We start from the raw sequence: 18,695 nt of genomic DNA on the forward strand, positions 1-18,695 counted from the left end.
GTTTTCAGGGTTTGGTGAAGCGGCACCGTGCCGGAAGAACATCGGTCCCTCCGGCACGGCGCCGTCCGTCAGTGCCTCGGCGCCGCCAGATCGTAGCGGTCGGCGTTCATCACCTTGGTCCAGGCGGCCACGAAGTCCTTGGCGAACTTCTCCTTGGAGTCGGCGCAGGCGTAGACCTCGGCGAAGGCGCGGAGCTGGGAGTGCGAGCCGAAGATCAGGTCGACGCGCGTGGCGGTCCATTTCGGTGCCTTGGTGACGCGGTCGCGGCCCTCGTAGACCCCGGCCCCATCGGGCGCCTGCCACTCCGTGTCCATGCCGAGCAGGTTGACGAAAAAGTCGTTCGTCAGCGTGCCCGGCCGGTCGGTGAAGACGCCGTGCGGCGAGCCGCCGGTGTTGGCGCCCAGCACGCGCAGGCCGCCGACCAGCACCGTCATCTCCGGCCCGGTCAGCCGCAGCAACGCCGCCCGGTCCACCAGAGCCTCCTCCGGCTTCATGAACTGCGTCTTGCCGCTGTTGACGTAGTTCCGGAAGCCGTCCTGCCGCGGTTCGAGCGCGGCGAAGGACTCCACGTCCGTCTGGTCCTGCGAGGCGTCGGTGCGGCCGGGGGTGAAAGGCACCTGGATGGACAGCCCGGCATCCTGCGCCGCCTTCTCGATTCCCGCACCGCCGGCGAGCACGATCAGGTCGGCGAGCGACACCTTCTTGCCACCGGTGGCCGATGCGTTGAACGCCTGCTGGATGGCTTCGAGCGTCATCAGGACCGATCGGAGCTGCTCCGGCTCGTTCACCTCCCAATCCTTCTGCGGGGCGAGGCGGATGCGGGCACCATTGGCGCCGCCGCGCTTGTCGGACCCGCGGAAGGTCGAGGCGGAGGACCAGGCGGTCGACACGAGCTGCTGGACCGTGAGGCCGGAGGTGAGAATTTTCGCCTTCAGCGCGGCCACATCCGCGTCATCGACCACCGGGTGGTCCAGCGGCGGGACCGGATCCTGCCAGATCAGCGTCTCCTTCGGCACCAGCGGGCCAAGGTAGCGGGCGACCGGCCCCATGTCGCGGTGGGTGAGCTTGTACCAGGCGCGGGCGAAGGCGTCGGCGAACTGGTCGGGATTCTCGTGGAAGCGGCGCGAGATCTTCTCGTAGATCGGGTCGAAGCGCAGCGACAGGTCGGTCGTCAGCATGGTCGGCAGGCGCTTCTTCGACGGGTCGAAGGGGTCGGGGATCGACGGCTCCGCGCCCTTGGCCTGCCACTGCTTGGCGCCGGCCGGGCTGGTGGTCAGCTCCCACTCGAACCCGAACAGGTTGTCGAAGAAGTGGTTGCTCCAGCGCGTCGGCGTCTGCGACCAGATCACCTCCGGGCCGCCGGTGATGGCGTCGGCGCCGAAGCCGGTGCCGTGCTTGCTCTTCCAGCCCAGTCCCTGGTCCTCCAGCGCGCCCGCCTCCGGCTCCGGACCCATGAAGGACGGGTCGCCGGCGCCGTGCGTCTTGCCCAGCGTGTGGCCGCCGGCGATCAGCGCCACCGTCTCCTCGTCGTTCATCGCCATGCGGCGGAAGGTCTCGCGGATGTCCTTGGCCGCCGCCACCGGGTCGGGGTTGCCGTTCGGCCCTTCCGGGTTGACGTAGATGAGGCCCATCTGCACCGCGCCCAGCGGTTCGGAAAGCTGGCGCTCGCCGCTGTAGCGCTCGTCGCCCAGCCAGGTGCCTTCCGGACCCCAGAACAGTTCCTCCGGCTCCCACACGTCGGCGCGGCCGCCGGCGAAGCCGAAGGTCTTGAAGCCCATCGACTCCAGCGCGACGTTGCCGGCCAGGATCATCAGGTCGGCCCAGGAGATCTTGCGCCCGTATTTCTGCTTGATCGGCCACAACAGGCGGCGCGCCTTGTCGAGGTTGGCGTTGTCCGGCCAGGAGTTGAGCGGCGCGAACCGCTGCTGCCCGGCCCCGGCGCCGCCGCGCCCGTCGGTGATGCGGTAGGTGCCGGCGCTGTGCCACGCCATGCGGATCATCAGCCCGCCGTAATGACCGAAGTCCGCCGGCCACCAGTCCTTCGAATCCGTCATCAGGGCGTGCAGGTCCTTGATCACGGCGTCGAGGTCGAGGGTCTGGAACTCCTTGGCGTAGTCGAAATCCTTGCCCATCGGGTCGGACAGGGACGAATTCCGGTGCAGCATCTCGATGTCGAGCGCTTCCGGCCACCAATCACGGTTGCCGCGGCGGCTGCTTCCGCCGGTGAATGGGCATTTTCCGGCGCTCTTGTCGGGCAGCGTGTCCATCACGTCCTCCTCAAGGGGATTGTGCTTCTTCTGCCGACAATGTTTATGCAGCGACCCATATTGGGTAAAGACGGCTGTTTCGATCGTTCCGATAAGTCGTGCCTATGATCGATGCGCGAGCGGGCGGCGAGACGCCGCGCCGTCCATGGCTGCGGGCAGGGGGCGAACGCCGGTGCGGCGCCCGACCCCCTTCACCGCATCACTTGTAGTAGCCGACGGCGCAGACCTGGTCGCCGATCTTGGTGACGTAGCTGATCTTCTGCACCGGATCGGCGCTGCCGGGGCGCGGCCACATGTAGCTGACCTCGCTGATGGCGCCTTCCTTCGCGGCGGCGTAGATGTCCAGCCCCAGCGGCTTGCCGGTCTTGTCCTGAAGATCGCGCAGGCTCTTGCCGGTCAGGGTGGGGTGGGCGGTGAACAGACCGTCCGGCCCGCCGCAGAAGGGATAGAGGTCGCGGTCCTTGAAGCCGCCTTCCCCCTTGGCGAAGGCGGCCAGCGCCCCGGCCTTGTCCGCCTTCACGGCGGTGACGGCCTTTTCCAGCATGGCCTTGGCTTCGGCGGCGGAGCCGAACTGTGCCTGGGCGAAGGCGGTACCGGCGGCGAGCATCATCGACAGGCCGGCAGCGGCGGCGGCAAAACGTTTCATGCGTCCTCCATCCTTATCGTTGGTGTCTTTGTCGTTGGATCCGGCCGCGTCGTCGGTGGGCGACGGTACCGGCGGGGACGCATAGTGTAGCAGCGGCAGTGGTAGCGGAACATCCGTCGTCACAACCATCCTGCGGCATCCGGTAGCAGGGCGGGGCGTAGCGCGATCCAGGGTGTTGCCAGTTCAGGATGGCTCCGAAATGGGGGCGTGCCGACGGCGGGGGCGGACCCAGGGCGTGGTGACGCCCGCCTGCTCGGCGCACGCGTAGTGCCAGATGCGGCCCTGCGGGTCGCCGGCCCAATGGGGCTCGCCGATCCGCAGCATCCGTCCGCAGCGGCAGCAGGTCGGCCGCGGGTTGCGCAGATGTGCCCGTCCTGGCCGGTCCACAGGCGGCTGGGTGTTCATCGGCTGTTGCCCCTATTCGCGTTCTTCTATGTCAATGGAGCAACATTGCCGATCCCGCGCTGCGGAACCAACGTCACGTCGGGTGTAACTCGGCCATTCGTCTATGCCGTAGGGCTATGCCACCCGATGCGGATCATCCGGTTTTCGGTGCGAAGATCCGCTGAAAATCAACGGCTTGCCGGGTTCTGGAAAACGGTACGACTCTCTGTGGGACAAATTTCGGACAAGGTATCCGGGTGCCGCGACGGCGCCACGGAAATGTTGCGGACGCGAAGTCCCGCGGCCGTCTCCGGCCGCGGGGCGGTTCGCGGATGTCAGCGTTTGGCTTCGCTCGCCGACATGGTCTCGCGCCGGGTCAGGTAGGTCTGGGTCACCTGCGGGATGCGCTGCTCCAGCCAGCCGGCCATCTCCAGCTCCTCATCCAGGCTTTGCTTCAGGATACGGGCGATCTCGGGCTTGCCGGCCGATTCGGCCGCGGCGATCAGCGCGCGGTAGTTGGCGATCTCGAAATGCTCGAAGGCGTAATTGAAGACGCTCGCCTTCACGATCTCGTCGGGCGCCACCACGCCGGACAGGGACTGGGCGTTGCCGATCAGCATCTGGATGCCGGTCTTGATCGAGGACGGTTGGGTGCCGAGCTGCGCCAAACAATCCTTCAACCGGTCCGCCTGCCGTTTCGACACCTCCACATGCTCCTTCGCCTTGGCGAGAAGCTCGGGGTAGTTCTCGATGCGGCCGACCTGGCGCTCCAGCATCTCAACCGCCTGGCTCTCCATCGCGTAGGCGTCGCGCAGCCAGTCCTTCAACACTTCGGTCTTGTCGGTCACCGTCAGCTCCATGATTGAATCGGTTGTACCCTCCTTCAACAGGGAAAGCGGCCGTTGGTCGCGTGGCGTCTCCCAAGGGGCCACCCCCGCCGCATGCCGGAACCACGCCGCGGGACCGCCCGTTGCTTGGTGACGCTGGGTGCACCCACGGGTGGGGAGGACTGACATGGCCGACAGGGAACTGGACAAGACCACGATCGTCGATACGTTGAACGACCTCATCCACACCGTGGAGGACAGCCACGAGGGGTACCGTCACGCCGCCGGCCGTGCGGAGAGCGACGACCTGAAGGCGCTGTTCAACGATTTGGCTGCCCAGCGCGGGGCCATCGTCCGCGAGCTTCAGCGGTCGGTCGCGGAGGTCGGCGGGGCGCCGGACATCGGCGGCACGGTGATCGGCGGCGCCCACCGCATGCTGCTGGGTGTGCGCGAGGCGGTCCTGGGCAACGACCGCGCCACCCTGCTGGCCGAGGTGCAGCGCGCCGAGAGCGAATGCGTGCGCCTCTACGAGGAGGCGCTGGCGAAGGAGCTGCCGCCGGCAATCGCCGACGGCGTGTCCGAACAACTCGCCCGCATCCGCGCCGACCTCGACCGGATGGCGGCGCTGCGCGAAACCATCGCGTAAGGCGCGCCGTTACGCCGCTCCGGCCATCAGCTTGCGCAGGTCCGACGGGAAGACCGGCTTGTGCAGGATGCGGAAGCCGCCTTTCTGCGCCTCCTTCAGGCGTTCGGGCGTGGTGTCGCCGGTCAGGATGACGCCAGGCACGTCCTTGCCGAGCAGCCCCTGGATCGCCACCAGCGCTTCCGGCCCGGTCTCCCCGCCTTTGAGCTGGTAGTCGGCCAGCACGATCTGCGGGCGCCGGCCATCGATGCGCAGCCGGTCCAGCGCCTGCTCGCGCGACCGGGCGGTCAGCACGTCGTAGCCCCAGCCCTCCAGCATCGCCTTCAGCCCCAGCAGGATGATCGCCTCGTCGTCGATCACCAGCACGACGCCGCGCGCCTGCCCGTCGTTGGCGGGGACGCGGGGGCGCGGCATCACCGGTGCCGGGATCCCCGGCAGCTCGATGGCGAAGACCGAGCCGCGCCCGACCGCCGAGCGCACGGTCACCCGGTGGCGCAGCAGGCGGGACAAGCGCTTCACGATGGCGAGGCCGAGGCCGAGGCCGCGGTCGCGCCCGCTGTCGTCGAGTTGGGTGAACTCCTCGAAGATCTCGTCCAGCCGGTTGGCCGGGATGCCGATGCCGGTGTCCCACACCTCCAGCCGGAGCTGGCCGCGGCGGCGGCGGGCGCCGATCAGGATGCGGCCCTCGCGGGTGTAGCGGAGCGCGTTCTCGATCAGGTTGCGCAGGATGCGGTCGAGCAGGGCCGGATCGGTCAGCACCCAGGCGCTGCACGGCATGACCGACAGCTCCAGCCCGCGTTCCAGCGCCCGTGGCTTGTACTCCGCCGCCAGCCGCCCCAGCACGTCGGCCAGCTTGACCGGCCCCGGCGCCGCCACGATGCGCCCCGATTCCAGGCGCGACATGTCGAGAAGCCCGTCGAGCAGCTGCTTCAGGGCGTCCAGCGACTGGTTCATGGTGTCGAGCAGCGGCAGTGCCGCGTGATCGGCCAGCCGGTCGCGCAGCGCCGCCGCGAACAGGTAGAGTGACTGCACGGGCTGGCGCAGGTCGTGGCTGGCGGCGGCCAGGAACTTGGTCTTGGCGAGGTTGGCACGCTCCGCCTCCTCCCGCGCGGCGCGGATCGTATCCTCGCCGCGGCGGCGTTCGGTGACGTCGATGGTGGCGCAGACCACGCCGATGATCCGCCCCTCGCGGTCGAGCTGCGGGTCGACGATCAGGTCGAACCAGTGGTCGGTGCCGTTCCAGGGAATCAGCACCTCCTCCTGCGCGGCCTCGCCGGTCTCGATCACGCGCCGCTTGATGCTGGTCAGCCGTTCGACGGTCTCGGGAAGCTTGGCGAAGAACTCGGCGTCGGTGCGGCCGACGAGCTCGTCCGGCTGGATGCCCAGCACCGGATCATGGGCCCAGGTGTAGCGCAGGTCGCGGGACTGGTTGAACACCGACACGCCGCTGGTGCGCAGCGCCGTGCGGAAGCGTCCCTCGGCCACGCGCAGCGCATCCTCCGTCCGCTTGCGCTCGGTCACGTCGATGCCAGACGCGACGATGTTGGCGATGCCTCCGTCCGGGTCGAGCATCGGGGTCAGGGTGAAGTCGAGCACGACCGCCCGTCCATCCACCGACGTCGGCAGGTCGAAGCGCGAGGTCTGGCCGAAGGCGGCGGCACGGAGCGCCGCGCGCAGCCGAGCCCGCAGGCCCGGCGGCTCCGACCAGCAGGCGCAGTCCGCGAAGGGGTGGCCCACCAAGCTGGCCGCGTCGCCGCCGGCCACGTCCAGCGCCGCCCGGTTGATCCGCTGCACCACCCCGTCGGGGGTCAGCACGCCGACGAAGCCGGGCAGCGAATCGAGCACGGCGCGCAGATGGCGCTCGCTGCGGGCCAGCGCCTCGCTGCGGGCCTCCAGCGTCTCCGCCATGGCGTCGAAGGCGGCGCCGAGCTGGCCGATCTCCGAATTGGTGTCGGTCAGCCGCGCCCGCGTGGCGGAATTGCCGTCGCGCCAGCTCTGGGCGGAGCGGATCAGCGTCTCCACCGGCCGGCGGATGAACATCATGCCGCCGACCCACGCCGCCACCAGCGCCGCGGTGATTCCGGCGAGGATGAGGGCCAGGGAGTTGCGGGTGGCGCGGGCCACGTCGCGCATGGCCGCCTGCCGGTCGATGCCGATGGCCAGGAACAGGCCGGCGCCGTCGCTGGGAATGGGGGCGTGGGCGACGATTCGCTCGACCCCGTCCGAATCGATCTGGTCGACGGTGTTGCGCGAGCCGGAGTCCAGCAGGCGCCGCAGGGATGCGGGAAGCGACTCGCCGACCCTCAGGCCCGCCGCGGGTCCGCCGACCAGCACCGCGCCGTCGGGACCGGCGACGGTCAGACTGGCGTTGGCCGGCAGGCCGCGGCCGGTGAGCGCCCCGGCCAGCCAGGACAGGCTGACGGCCATCGACACGGCCCCCGTCGGCCGGCCGTCGGCGCCACGCACCGGAACCGCCAGGGGAAGCACCGGCTCGTCGCTTCCCGGCCAGCGGGTGGCCGTACCGATCACGAATCCGTCGCGCTCCATGGCATCGCGGGCTATGGTGCCGACGTTGCGGCCGACCGCTTCGGGGTCGGCGCTGCACCGGATCGCCCCGTCGGCACCGATCACCGCCAGCGGCTGCCCGCCGGGCAGGCGCCGCGCCACACGGGACAGGTAGGGCCGGCACTCGCCGGAGTCCGGTGCCATCACGGCCGGCGCCTCCGCCACCGTGTCGAGGGTGTGGCGGACGATGTCGAGCACGCGCACCTGCTCACCCTCCACAAGGCGGAGCAGGCGTTCGGCCTGGGCAGCGATCTCGCGCTGGCGTTCGTCGCGGCGATCGAGGACGCTGAACGCCTGGATCGCGATGGCCGGCAGCACGGCCAGGAACACCAGCAGGAACAGGCGCGTCAGCAACGTCATCGAACCGGCCATCCGCAGGCTGTGTCGACGGATCGGGCGGGGGATTCCGCCTCAGCCGTCGCCAGCTTTCGTCGTTTATCGCAACCGTAGTTAAATCACGGTTAATGCGTCCGTTCGGATCATGAAGAACCGATGGATTACTCAGTATTCCCCAAAACAAAAGTGGTAGGTCTTCTCGTGGAAACCCAGAGAATTTCGTAGATTTCTTCGCAAATCCTGTCACGATTTCGGTAAGGGATGAGGGCGCCGCGTCCACCCCGCTTGCCGGCGACGGCGCGATGGACATCCGCGCTCGCCACCGCCGGCCCCTCGACGACCGGAGCCGCGTCACGGAACGACCACGGGCGTGACGGTTGGCATCCCGTTGGAACGCGGGTTAAGGTCCTTGCCTTCCGACAAGGACCGACGGATCACCCATCGATGCCGAGCACACGCCACCGGTGGACACGCGGGTTTGCCGCCGTCCTCCTTCTTCTGATCACGCTGGCCGGCTGGCCCGCCGGTGCCCAGACGGTCCCGGCTGCGCCCGCTTCCGCACCCGCCACCACCCCGGCCGCCACCACGGCCACGGCCGGACCGACGGTCGAACAGCTCCAGGGCGTCGTCCGGACGCTTCAGGACGAGGCGGCGCGGGCCAAGCTGATCGAGCAGCTCCAGGCGATCATCACCGCCCAGCAGGCCGCCGCACCGGCCGCAACTCCCGGTGCCGCCGCCGACGACCGGCGCGACACGCTGGGTGGTCGGCTGCTGGGCTACGCCGCCGCGCGGGTGGAGGGGCTGAGCCACCAGCTCATCCAGGTCGCCAACGTCTTCGCGGACCTGCCGCGGGCCGCGGACTGGGCGGTGCGACAGGCCAAGGATCCCTCGGCGCGCGACCGCTGGGTGCAACTCCTGCAGACGCTCGGCATCATCCTGGTCGCCGGCTGGGCCATCGCGCGGGGCGTCGGGTGGTTGTTGGCGCGCCCGCGCAACGCGCTCAGCGCCCGCCAGCTCCGCTCCGTCCTCACCAAGCTGCCGTTCCTCCTGCTGCGCGCGGTGCTCGAACTGGCCCCGGTCGCGGCCTTCGCGGTGGTCGGCTACGGCGTCCTGTCGGTGGTCGACCCGCCGCAGCGCGTCCGGCTCGCCACGCTGGCTGTCGTCAACGCCTCGATCATCGTGCAGCTGCTCCTCCTGCTCACCCGCGTCGTGCTGTCGCCGTCGGCGCCAGGCCTCCGGCTGATCCGCATGGAGGACGAGACGGCGGCCTACGCCTATGTCTGGGCGCGCCGGCTCGCCTTCGCGGCGGTCTACGGCTACTTCCTGACGGAAGCCGCCTATGTGCTGGGTCTGCCGCTCGGTGCCTACGGGGCGATGATGAAGCTGCTGGGGCTGCTGATCGCCACCATGCTGGTCATCCTCATCCTGCAGAACCGGGTGTCGGTGGCGGAATGGATGCGTGGCACCCCCCTGTCGGGCGACGGCGACCCGGCCGACACGGCGGAACGGGAAGCGGAGGGGCGCGGTGCCGTGCTGCGCACGGCCCGTGCGCGGCTGGCCGACGTCTGGCACGTCATCGCCATCCTCTATGTGGTCGTGACCTTCGGCGTGTGGATGCTGAACGTGTATGGCGGGTTCGAGTATCTGGCCCGTGCCACCGGGCTGACGATCCTGATCGCGGCGGCGGCACGGTTGCTGGTCAACGGCATCGGGCGCGTTCTGCGGCGCGGCTTCCGCATCTCCGCCGAATACCGCGAGTCTTTCCCGCAGCTGGAGGAGCGGGCCAACCGCTACCTGCCGCTGCTGCACCGGGTGCTGAAGGCGGTCGTCTGGATCGTGGCGCTGCTGGCGATCCTCAATGTCTGGGGCGTCAACACGGTGGATTGGCTGGAATCGCCGGTCGGCCGCCGGGTGATCGGCAGCGGCGTGACGATCGCGTCGATGCTGGTGCTGGCCGTCATCGCCTGGGAGCTGGTCAGCGCGCTGATCGAGCGCTTCCTGTCGGAGACCGACCGGCACGGGGTGCGCATCGAGCGGTCGGCGCGCGTGCGCACGCTGCTGCCCCTGCTGCGCAACGCCTTCCTGGTGGTTCTGGTGACCGTGGTGGCGCTGATCACCCTGTCGGAGCTGGGCATGAACATCGCCCCGCTGCTGGCCGGTGCCGGCGTCGTCGGTCTGGCCGTCGGCTTCGGGTCGCAGACGCTGGTCAAGGACGTGATCACCGGCCTGTTCATCCTGTTCGAGGACACCATCTCCGTCGGCGATGTGGTGGATGTCGGCGGCGGGCATTCCGGCGTGGTGGAGGCCATCTCCATCCGCACCATCCGTCTGCGCGACACCGCCGGCAGCGTGCATTCCGTGCCCTTCAGCGCCGTCACCACGGTGAAGAACCTGACGAAGGACTTCTCCTTCGCCGTCTTCAACGTGTCGGTGGACTACAAGGAGGATCCGGACCGGGTGATCGAGGTGCTGCGCGAGATCGGCAGCGGCATGCAGGCCGATCCCGCCTTCGCCCGCGACCTCCTGGCCCCGCTGGAGGTCATGGGGCTCGACAAGCTGGCCGACTCCGGGATCGTCATCATGGCCCGATTCAAGACACGGCCGATCAAGCAGTGGGGCATCGGGCGCGAGTTCAACCGGCGCATGAAAAAGCGCTTCGACGAGGTCGGCATCTCCATCCCCTACCCGCACATGCAGCTCGTGATGGCCGGTGGCGGCGACAAGGCGCTGGGGGAGGCGCTGAGCCAGGGGTCGTAAGCGATCCGCAAGGACCGGCCGCCTCACGGGGCGGCCGGTGCCTCCTCTGCGGCGACCACGTCCAGGAAGGCGTCGACCACCCGCGGGTCGAAATGCCGGCCCGCCTCGCGGCGGATCAGATCCAGCACGGCGCCGCGGTCCCAGGCGTGCTTGTAGGGGCGGCGGTGCAGCAGCGCGTCGTACACATCGGCCACCGCCACGATGCGGCCCGACAGCGGGATGGCGTCGCCCTTCAGCCCCTGCGGGTAGCCGGTGCCGTCGAACTTCTCGTGATGGGATTCGGCGATCTCGGCGCCAAGCGAGAGGTAGTTGCGTCCCCCCACCATGCCGGCCGCCTCGCGCAGGATGCGGGCCCCCATGCCGGCGTGCTCGCGCATCACCCGCAACTCGTCCGGATCGAGGGCGCCGGGCTTGCGCAGGATGCTGTCGGGAATGCCGACCTTGCCAACATCGTGCAGCATGCTGGCGAGACCGATCTGGTCGCAGAACTGCTCGTCGGCGGCGTCGGGGAAGCTGCCGCGCGCCTGCAACTCGCGGGCGACCAGCGTGGCCCAGCGGCCGATGCGGCGGACATGGTCGCCGGTGACCTCGTCCTTGTACTCCGCCAGTTTGCCCAGGGCGTGCACGGTCGCCCGCTGGGCCTCCTGGAGCCGCTCGTAGAGGTGGATGTTGTCGAAACCGATGGCGACCGTCGTGCAGAACAGCGCGATCAGCCGGCGGTCGGTTTCGTCCAGCGGCCTGTGCCCCTGGACGTACAGGGCGCCCGGCGCGCCGCTGCGCGCCCGGAAGAGCAGGACCGACCAGTCCGGCCCGTGCCGGCCGCCGCGTTCGGCGAAGGCCTGCGCGACGGCGTCCAGCGCGTCCGCATCCAGCGCCCCCGCATCCAGCGCGTCGGCCAGCGGGCGGCCGTCCAGGCCGGCAAAGACGCCCGATCCGGTCACCGCCAGCGGCACCCCCGCTCCGTCCGGGCCGGCGGTGCACAGCAGCGTTCCCTGGGCGTGCTGGAACAGCGCCGCGACGTGCGTCATCACGCCGTCCAGGAAGGCGTCGCGCGTCCGCCGCTCGAACAGGGTGAGCGAGGCGTCGACGATGCGCTCCAGCCCGCGGCGGCCATGCTCGATGGTGGAGATGTGCTGGTAGGAGCGCAGCGCCGCCACCGTGGCGGTGAACAGCTTCTGCGCCGTCAGCTCGCTCTTGGCCTTGTAGTCGTTGATGTCGTAATCGACGATCACCTGCCGCTCCGGCGCCTGCCCCGGCTGGCCGGTGCGCAGGATGATGCGGACCTGGTGGTCGCCCAGCTCCTCCCGGATGAAGCGGACCAGCTTCAGGCCGGCGTCGTCGGTCTCCATCACCACGTCGAGCAGGATGGCGGCGACGTCGTCGTGGGCGCGCAGCAGCGCCCGTGCCTCCGACGCCGAATGGGCGGAGAGGAAGACCATGGGCCGCCCCTCGAACAGCACGTCGCCCATGACGACCCGCGTGATCGCGTGGACTTCCGAATCATCATCGACGATGAGGATCTTCCATGGCGACAGCGAAACCTCGTCCGCCGCGGGGATCCGTTCCGGTTCCTCCTCCGCGAACAACAGCTCGTCGTCGTCGCCGTGATCGGGCTCGGCCATCGGGGCCCTGCTCCATTCGATGCGCGCGGTCGAATGTCCGGTGCGTTAGCACAAATGTCAACAACGCCCACGGGAACTCATCCCGAAATGGGCACCCCGACTGTTCCTCCGGTTTTAACCTTGAAGGGCTTGCCGTCGTCACGGACGGGGCGTGTTATGGGGCCGCGTCGCGCGGACCGGCGCCGGCAGACCGGCGGGCAACGGCGCATGCGAAGGAGACGCCGCATGATACCCGAACCTTGGGACATCGAGTCGCGGCGCAACGCGATGCAGACGGCGCAATGGCTGCTGGAGACGGGGGCGGTGCGCTACGACCCGCAGAACCCCTGCCGGCACGGATCGGGGCTGGTCAGCCCGCTGCATGTGGAGGGTCGGCTCCTGCTGTCGCACCCCGGCACGCGCGGCGGCGTGATCCGCCTGGCGCTCCGGATGATCGAGGAGGAGGTCACCGACGCGCGGCTGGACGCGGTCGCCGCCGCGGAGGGGGCCGGCGTGCCCTTCGCCACACTGATCGCCGACCGGCTGGGCCTGCCGCTGGTCTTCGTGCGCAAGGAAGGGCGTGAGCCGTGCTCCTACAAGGACCGGCTGGAAGGGCCGGTCGAGCCCGGCTGGAACCTGCTGCTGGTCGAGCAGCTCGCCACCGACGGCCACCGCAAGGCCCGCTTCGCCGAGCCCCTGACACAGGCCGGCTGCCGGGTGGCGCACGCCTTCGTGCTGTTCCAGTACGGCATCTTCGACGCGATCCACGACCATCTGGCGAAGCTGGGCATCACGCTGCACGCGCTGTGCACCTGGTGGGACATACTGGACGCGGCGGCGGCCGGCCATTTCCTCGACGCCCGCGCCCAGGCGGAGATCGAGGCCTTCCTGGCCGACCCGCGGCGCTGGACGGCGGACCACACGACGCGGTCCGCCAGCAACGCGGCCTGATCCGGCCGTCTACTTGCCGACCGCGTGCACCGGTTTCCCGGACGCGGCCGGCACCCGCCCGCGCGCGGTCGCGAGCGCGGCGGCGAAGGGCAGGGCGAGCAGCAGCTGGAGCGCCGCCCAGGACAGCGCCTCCAGGTTCGGCTGGCTCCAGTCCACCTCATGCAATGCCTCCATGAAGGGAAGCTGCCCGTAGATCAGCGACTCCAGCGGCACGAAGCCCTCGGCGATCACGGTGCCGGCGGCACCGGCCAGCAGGAGTGCCGCCAGCACCGCCTCCACCCGCAGGCGTCCGGAGGGCGTACCCGCCGGCACCGCGGCGGTGAACAGCGACCCGGCGGCGAAGGCCGCCACCGGTGCCGTCCCGTCCGGCCGGCGCACCGCGCGCGCCGCACCCAGCACTAGCAGCCCGACCGCAGGGATCACCATGTCGGGGTTGGGGAAGTCGCGGTAGCGGCCATCGACGATGATCAGGATCGACCACACCGCGGCCAGCCCGGCCAGCGCCAGCGCCGCCACGGCGCCTGCCCGCTCAAGCCCGCCGGCCCCGGCGAAGGCGCCGACCGGCAGCAGCGGGCCGCGCTCCGGCCCCCGCGCGGCGAGCGTGCGGTGCACGGCCGCCGTCAGCGCCACCGCCAGCACCGCCTCCGCCGCCAGCATGGCGTAGCCGAGCGTCACGTCCTGCCAGTAGTAGTTCCAGTGCAGAGCCCGGTCGAGGGCGCGCACGAAGGCGCTGCCGAGCCCCAGCCCCAGCGCCGCCAGAAGGGCGGTGCCGCCGGTGGACAGGCCGGCCGCGGCACGCCCCACGACGGCGAACAGCGCGAGCCCCAGCCCGGTGGCGGCGGCGAACAGCGTCGGCCATTGCGGGTTTTCCACGACGGGCCCGGCCAGCGAGAATTTGGCCTGCCGGTCCACGGAGTAGAGACCCCAGTGACCACCGACCGTGCCTTCCAGCTTCTGCTTCCAGTTCTGGTCGAAGGCCTCGATCACGTTGTAGTCGAAGCCCTCCTGCTGCGCCAAACGGACGAAGCCGTTGACGAAGGTCGCCTTCTCGACCAGCCCGGTGACGGCGGCCCCGCGCGACCGCCCGGCGGTTGGCCACCCCGTCTCCCCCACCAGGATCGGCTTGCCGGGGAAACGCTGGGCGATGATGCGGTAGGATGTGCGGATGCGCTCCTGCGCGCCCGCCACGCTGGCCGGCACATCCTCCCAATAGGGCAGCAGGTGGATGGTCAGGTAATCGACATGGTCGGCGATCTGCGGGTACTTCAGCCACCATTCCCACACGTCGGCGTAGGACACCGGCTGCTTGACCGCCGCCTTCACCCGGTCGATGTAGCCGGCGACCTGGTCGGCCGTCAGCTCGCGCCGCAGCAGAACCTCGTTGCCGACGATCACGCGGGTGATCACGTCCGGATAGCGGTTCGCCAGATCGATGAGAGCGGTGACCTCCAGCTCGTTGCGGTCCAGCTCGCTGGACAGCCAGGCGCCCATGGTGACCTTCAGCCCGTGCTTGCGCGCAAGCTCCGGCACCACCTCCAGCCCCTCGCCGGAGGTGTAGGTGCGGACACCCGCCACCTGCGGCGCGATGGCCGCCAGATCCTCGTCGATCTGCGCCGGCGTGGGGAAGCTCTTGGTCAGCGGGCTCTGCCCGTCGCGGAAGGGGGCGAAGGACACGCTGGTCAGCTTGCCGCCGGGCGGCGCTTCGAGCGGCACCGGCCGGTTGGGAAGCCACCACACGGCAAGGTTCGCGAGGCCGGCCACGAGAAGCACGGCAAGAATCGTCAGAATGCGCATGGGTCCCGGAAAATCCGCTGCAAACAGGGAGGCCGCGTACCCTACCCCAACGCGGGGCAAAAGAAAGGGGCGGCGCGTGGTTCACGGGGAACCGCCGCGCACGCCCCGTTCAGGTCCCTCACGGGCAGGTTGGAACGTGCCATCGTCCACAGGCATGAACGCGGGGGCCGCGGGATTATTCCGGACGGCGCGTTCCGTTGCCGCATCCGCCGCAGCGATGTTGTCAAACCCGAATTGCCAGCTTACTCAGGCGTGTGTCGCATGAACCGCACGGCGTGGTGCGTTCCGGCCATCGCCAACGGCCGGCACCCGGGGAGGCAGCCGCATGGGAGACGGATTCGGGGGCGGTGCCATTTTCAACAGGGCGTCGCCGTCTAGCCACAAGTCCTGCGTTGATCGGATAATCGCCGGGTATTTGCGGCCCGGGCAGCCTGCCCGAATCCTGGACGTCGGCGGCACCGACCGGGGTTTTCGCCGCCGCGCGACCCTGCCACCCAAGAGCCGGGTCGTCATCGCCAATCCAGAGGTCGGCGTCGGCGCCGACTACGATTACGTCCACCTGATCCCGCCGAAGGAAGGCAACTTCGACCTCGCCATGATCTTCGGCGTGATGATGTACATGGAACGCGATAGCCTTCTGACGCTGCTTCGCAATGTGCGGCAGCGGTTGCGCGGCGGCGGCATTCTGCTGGTCGCCGAGCCCGACCCGAAATCCGTCTCCGGCTATTTCGACGCCGGTCTGAAGAAGATCGGCCACTCCGTCCTGAACACGCGGAAGTTCATCTTTTACTCGAAGGCGGACACGACGGCATTGCTGCTGGAGGCAGGCTTCGGTGAAACCCGCGAGCGCGATGACCTGAGACCCAGCCTCGTGCTGCCGCCCTACTACGTCATCGCGGCGAAGAACGGCGAGAGCGGACGGCGTTAGAGGTGCCCCGCCGAACGGCGGCGCCGCCTCACCCCGGCGGCGCGAACAGGTAGGGCGACAGGCCGCGCAGGTTCTCGTCCACGATCAGCCGGTGGCTGAGCGGCGGGAAGGCGCGCTGGGAGCAGTCGAGCCGCGGGCACAGGCGGCAGTTGACGCCGATGGGGGTGGCGGTGTCGGTGGCCGACAGGTCGGTGCCGTCGGCGTAGACGACCTGGGACGCGTGGTCCACGTCGCAGCCCAGCCCGATGGCGAAGAGCTGCGGCGGGCTGCGGTAGCCGCCGCCGGCCTTCACCACCGTGCGGGCGAGGCAGAAATAGGCGGTGCCGTCCGGCATCTGGGCGAGCTGGGTGTGCACCTTGCCCGGCGTGCGGAAGGCCTCGTAGACGACCCAGCGCGGGCAACCGCCGCCGAAGCGGGCGAAGTGGAATCCGGCCCCGGAGAAGCGCTTGGACACGTTGCCGGCGCTGTCCACCCGCAGCAGGAAGAAGGGCACGCCGCGCGTCCCCGGCCTCTGCAGCGTGGTCAGCCGGTGGCAGACCTGCTCGAAGGAGGCGTCGAAGCGCCGCCGCAGGATCTCGATGTCGTAACGGACCTGGGTCGCCGCATCCAGGAAGCGGCCATACGGCATCATCACCGCGCCGGCGAAATAGTTGGCGAGCCCGATGCGGGCGAGGCGCCGCGCCTCGTCGCCGGTCAGGCTGGCGGAATCCACGACGCGGTTCAGCAGGTCGCGGTGGCGCACCAGCGCGATCTGGGCGGCGAGCTGGAAGTTGCGGCCGCTGGGGGCCAGCATCTCCGACAGCAGGATGCGCTTGCTGTGGCGGTCGAAGCGGCGCACGGCATAGCCCATCACGTCCGACGGCAGCAGCCGCACCCGCACCCCGGCGTTGTGGCGCAGCCAGTCGGTCAGGCCGCGGTAAAGGTCGCCCTGCTCCAGCTTGCCCTCCTCCCACAAGGCCTCGGCCGCCTCTTCCAGCTCGGGGAAGTGGTTGTTGCCGGCATGGAACAGCTCGCGCACCGCGTCCACCGGGAAGGCGGCGTTGTGGACGAGGTGGGGGCCTTCGCGGTCGGTGCGTTCGGCCGCCGCCTGCACCTCGTCGCGCTGTTCGCGGAAGGCGCGGTAGAGGGCGACCACCGCCTGGCCAAGCGTCGGGGCGACGGCCGCCAGCTCCTTGAAGTCCTGGTTCTTGATGTCGTTGCCGTCGAACAGCGGGTCGGCGAAGACCTCGCGCAGCCCGGCGACCAGCCGGCTCTCCTCGTCCTCGGCGAAGGACTGGAGGTCGACGCCGAAGCCTTGCCCCAGCTTCAGCAGCAGGGGCACGGTGACCGGGCGCTGGTTGTGCTCGATCAGGTTCAGGTAGCTGGGCGAGATGCCGAGCTGGTCGGCCATCTGCGCCTGGGTCAGCCCATGGTCGCGGCGCAGCCGCCGCACCTTGGCCCCCAGCATCGCCTTCTTGTCCATCCGCATCACCCGCGGCCGGGATTTACAAACTTTACCGCTTTACAAACGGCAGCTCGTCAGACTTTACAAACAGACCACTTTACAAACAAGCACTTATTGCCGACCGGGCATCCCCGTCGTTACCTTCACATCAGCGCTGCACCGCGGCAAACGCGGGGCGACAACGGAACGAACGAAGGGGACCACTCCGATGGCGAACGACGATACCACCAAGGCCGCCCTCCACGCCAAGCGCTGGGAAGGCGTGCGTCGCGACTACACCGACGCGGACGTCAAGCGCCTGAGCGGCTCCGTCAAGATCGAGTACACGCTGGCCGAGCGTGGTGCCCGCAAGCTGTGGGAGCTGCTGCACACCGAACCCTACATCAACACGCTGGGCGCCCTGACGGGCAACCAGGCCATGCAGGCGGCCAAGGCCGGTCTGAAGGGCATCTACCTGTCGGGCTGGCAGGTGGCGGGCGACGCCAACAACGCCGGCCAGATGTACCCGGACCAGAGCCTGTACCCGGTGAACTCGGTGCCGCAGGTGGTGGAGCGCATCAACAACACCTTCAAGCGCTGCGACGAGATCCACCACGCCGAGGGCAAGAACGACATCGATTGGTTCCTGCCGATCGTGGCCGACGCCGAGGCCGGCTTCGGCGGCCCGCTGAACGCCTTCGAGCTGATGAAGGCGATGATCCGGGCCGGTGCGGCGGGCGTCCACTACGAGGACCAGCTCGCGTCGGAGAAGAAGTGCGGCCATCTCGGCGGCAAGGTGCTGATCCCCACCCAGCAGCACGTCCGCACGCTGAACGCCGCCCGTCTGGCCGCCGACACCTGCGGCACCTCGACCCTGGTGTTCGCCCGCACCGACGCGGAGAGCGCGCAGCTCATCACCTCGGACGTCGATGAGCGCGACCATCCCTTCATCGACTTCGACAGCGGCCGTACCTCGGAGGGCTTCTACCGTCTGAAGAAGGGCACGGGCGTGGAGCATTGCATCGCCCGCGGCCTCGCCTACGCCCCCTACGCCGACGCGCTGTGGTGGGAGACCTCCAAGCCGAACCTGGACGAGGCCCGCCGCTTCGCCGAGGCGATCCACAAGGAGTTCCCTGGCAAGCTGCTCGCCTACAACTGCTCGCCCTCCTTCAACTGGAAGGCCAACCTGGACGAGACCACGATCGCCAAGTTCCAGCAGGAAATCGGCGCCATGGGCTACAAGTTCCAGTTCGTGACGCTGGCGGGCTTCCACTCGCTCAACTACTCCTCCTTCATGCTCGCCAAGGGCTACAAGGAGCGGGGCATGGCCGCCTACTCCGAGCTCCAGCAGGCCGAGTTCGAGGCCGAGGCGATGGGCTACACCGCCACCAAGCATCAGCGCGAGGTCGGCACCGGCTACTTCGACGCCGTGTCGGTCGCGGTGTCCGGCGGCACGTCGTCCACCACCGCCTACAAGGACTCCACCGAGGCCGACCAGTTCCACTGATCTGAGTTTCTTTGCTGTTGTCCACTGTTTGGCTGACAAAACTGCACGGCCGGGGATCGTTCCCCG

General features: G+C 69.4%; 12 protein-coding genes. 5 read left to right on the forward strand and 7 right to left on the reverse strand.

All coding sequences use genetic code 11. The annotated features are described in order from the left end of the window. Positions 1-68: 68 nt before the first annotated feature. From katG to HL658_RS11595, 3 genes are all read right to left on the reverse strand, one after another. Positions 69-2,267, reverse strand: a complete 2,199-nt coding sequence (katG, locus tag HL658_RS11585) for a catalase/peroxidase HPI (protein ID WP_180281903.1) — start codon at positions 2,265-2,267, stop codon at positions 69-71. Between the two features lie 199 nt (positions 2,268-2,466). After that, positions 2,467-2,913 carry a cache domain-containing protein gene (locus tag HL658_RS11590; protein WP_180281902.1) on the reverse strand — a complete coding sequence of 149 codons (447 nt, stop codon included), beginning with the start codon at positions 2,911-2,913 and terminating at the stop codon, positions 2,467-2,469. 719 nt (positions 2,914-3,632) lie between these two features. After that, on the reverse strand, positions 3,633-4,145 hold the full coding sequence (locus tag HL658_RS11595; RefSeq protein WP_343055067.1) for a ferritin-like domain-containing protein: 513 nt from the start codon (positions 4,143-4,145) through the stop codon (positions 3,633-3,635). Positions 4,146-4,311: 166 nt separating this feature from the next. Between HL658_RS11595 and HL658_RS11600 the strand changes: the two genes are divergently transcribed. Next, positions 4,312-4,770 (forward strand): ferritin-like domain-containing protein, encoded by a 459-nt coding sequence (locus HL658_RS11600; RefSeq protein ID WP_180281900.1) that lies wholly within the window; start codon positions 4,312-4,314, stop codon positions 4,768-4,770. A 9-nt stretch (positions 4,771-4,779) separates the two neighbouring features. Here HL658_RS11600 and HL658_RS11605 read toward each other — a convergent pair whose 3' ends face one another. Then, positions 4,780-7,692, reverse strand: a complete 2,913-nt coding sequence (locus tag HL658_RS11605) for a PAS domain-containing protein (RefSeq protein ID WP_180281899.1) — start codon at positions 7,690-7,692, stop codon at positions 4,780-4,782. Between the two features lie 420 nt (positions 7,693-8,112). Between HL658_RS11605 and HL658_RS11610 the strand changes: the two genes are divergently transcribed. Further along, positions 8,113-10,425, forward strand: a complete 2,313-nt coding sequence (locus HL658_RS11610; RefSeq protein ID WP_180281898.1) for a mechanosensitive ion channel domain-containing protein — start codon at positions 8,113-8,115, stop codon at positions 10,423-10,425. A gap of 23 nt (positions 10,426-10,448) precedes the next feature. Here the strand turns inward: HL658_RS11610 and HL658_RS11615 are convergent, their stop codons facing one another. Next, positions 10,449-12,047, reverse strand: coding sequence for a response regulator (locus tag HL658_RS11615; RefSeq protein WP_180281897.1), 1,599 nt, complete (start codon positions 12,045-12,047; stop codon positions 10,449-10,451). A gap of 225 nt (positions 12,048-12,272) precedes the next feature. Here HL658_RS11615 and HL658_RS11620 point away from each other — a divergent pair, with 225 nt between their 5' ends. Then, positions 12,273-12,977, forward strand: a complete 705-nt coding sequence (locus tag HL658_RS11620) for an orotate phosphoribosyltransferase (protein WP_180281896.1) — start codon at positions 12,273-12,275, stop codon at positions 12,975-12,977. A gap of 9 nt (positions 12,978-12,986) precedes the next feature. Here HL658_RS11620 and HL658_RS11625 read toward each other — a convergent pair whose 3' ends face one another. Beyond that, positions 12,987-14,771, reverse strand: a complete 1,785-nt coding sequence (locus HL658_RS11625; protein ID WP_180281895.1) for a glycoside hydrolase family 17 protein — start codon at positions 14,769-14,771, stop codon at positions 12,987-12,989. Positions 14,772-15,096: 325 nt separating this feature from the next. Between HL658_RS11625 and HL658_RS11630 the strand changes: the two genes are divergently transcribed. Further along, positions 15,097-15,699: a class I SAM-dependent methyltransferase gene (locus HL658_RS11630; protein ID WP_180281894.1), complete on the forward strand. Its 603-nt coding sequence runs from the start codon at positions 15,097-15,099 to the stop codon at positions 15,697-15,699. Positions 15,700-15,727: 28 nt separating this feature from the next. On the opposite strand, the gene HL658_RS11635 is transcribed toward HL658_RS11630, so the two are convergent. Further along, entirely contained in the window at positions 15,728-17,161 is a 1,434-nt protein-coding gene (locus tag HL658_RS11635) for a helix-turn-helix domain-containing protein (RefSeq protein ID WP_180281893.1), read from the reverse strand. A 190-nt stretch (positions 17,162-17,351) separates the two neighbouring features. Here HL658_RS11635 and aceA point away from each other — a divergent pair, with 190 nt between their 5' ends. Next, positions 17,352-18,629: an isocitrate lyase gene (gene aceA / locus HL658_RS11640; RefSeq protein ID WP_180281892.1), complete on the forward strand. Its 1,278-nt coding sequence runs from the start codon at positions 17,352-17,354 to the stop codon at positions 18,627-18,629. The last annotated feature ends 66 nt before the right edge of the window (positions 18,630-18,695 follow it).

It is taken from the genome of Azospirillum oleiclasticum, assembly GCF_013423485.1.
Taxonomy (GTDB): domain Bacteria; phylum Pseudomonadota; class Alphaproteobacteria; order Azospirillales; family Azospirillaceae; genus Azospirillum; species Azospirillum oleiclasticum.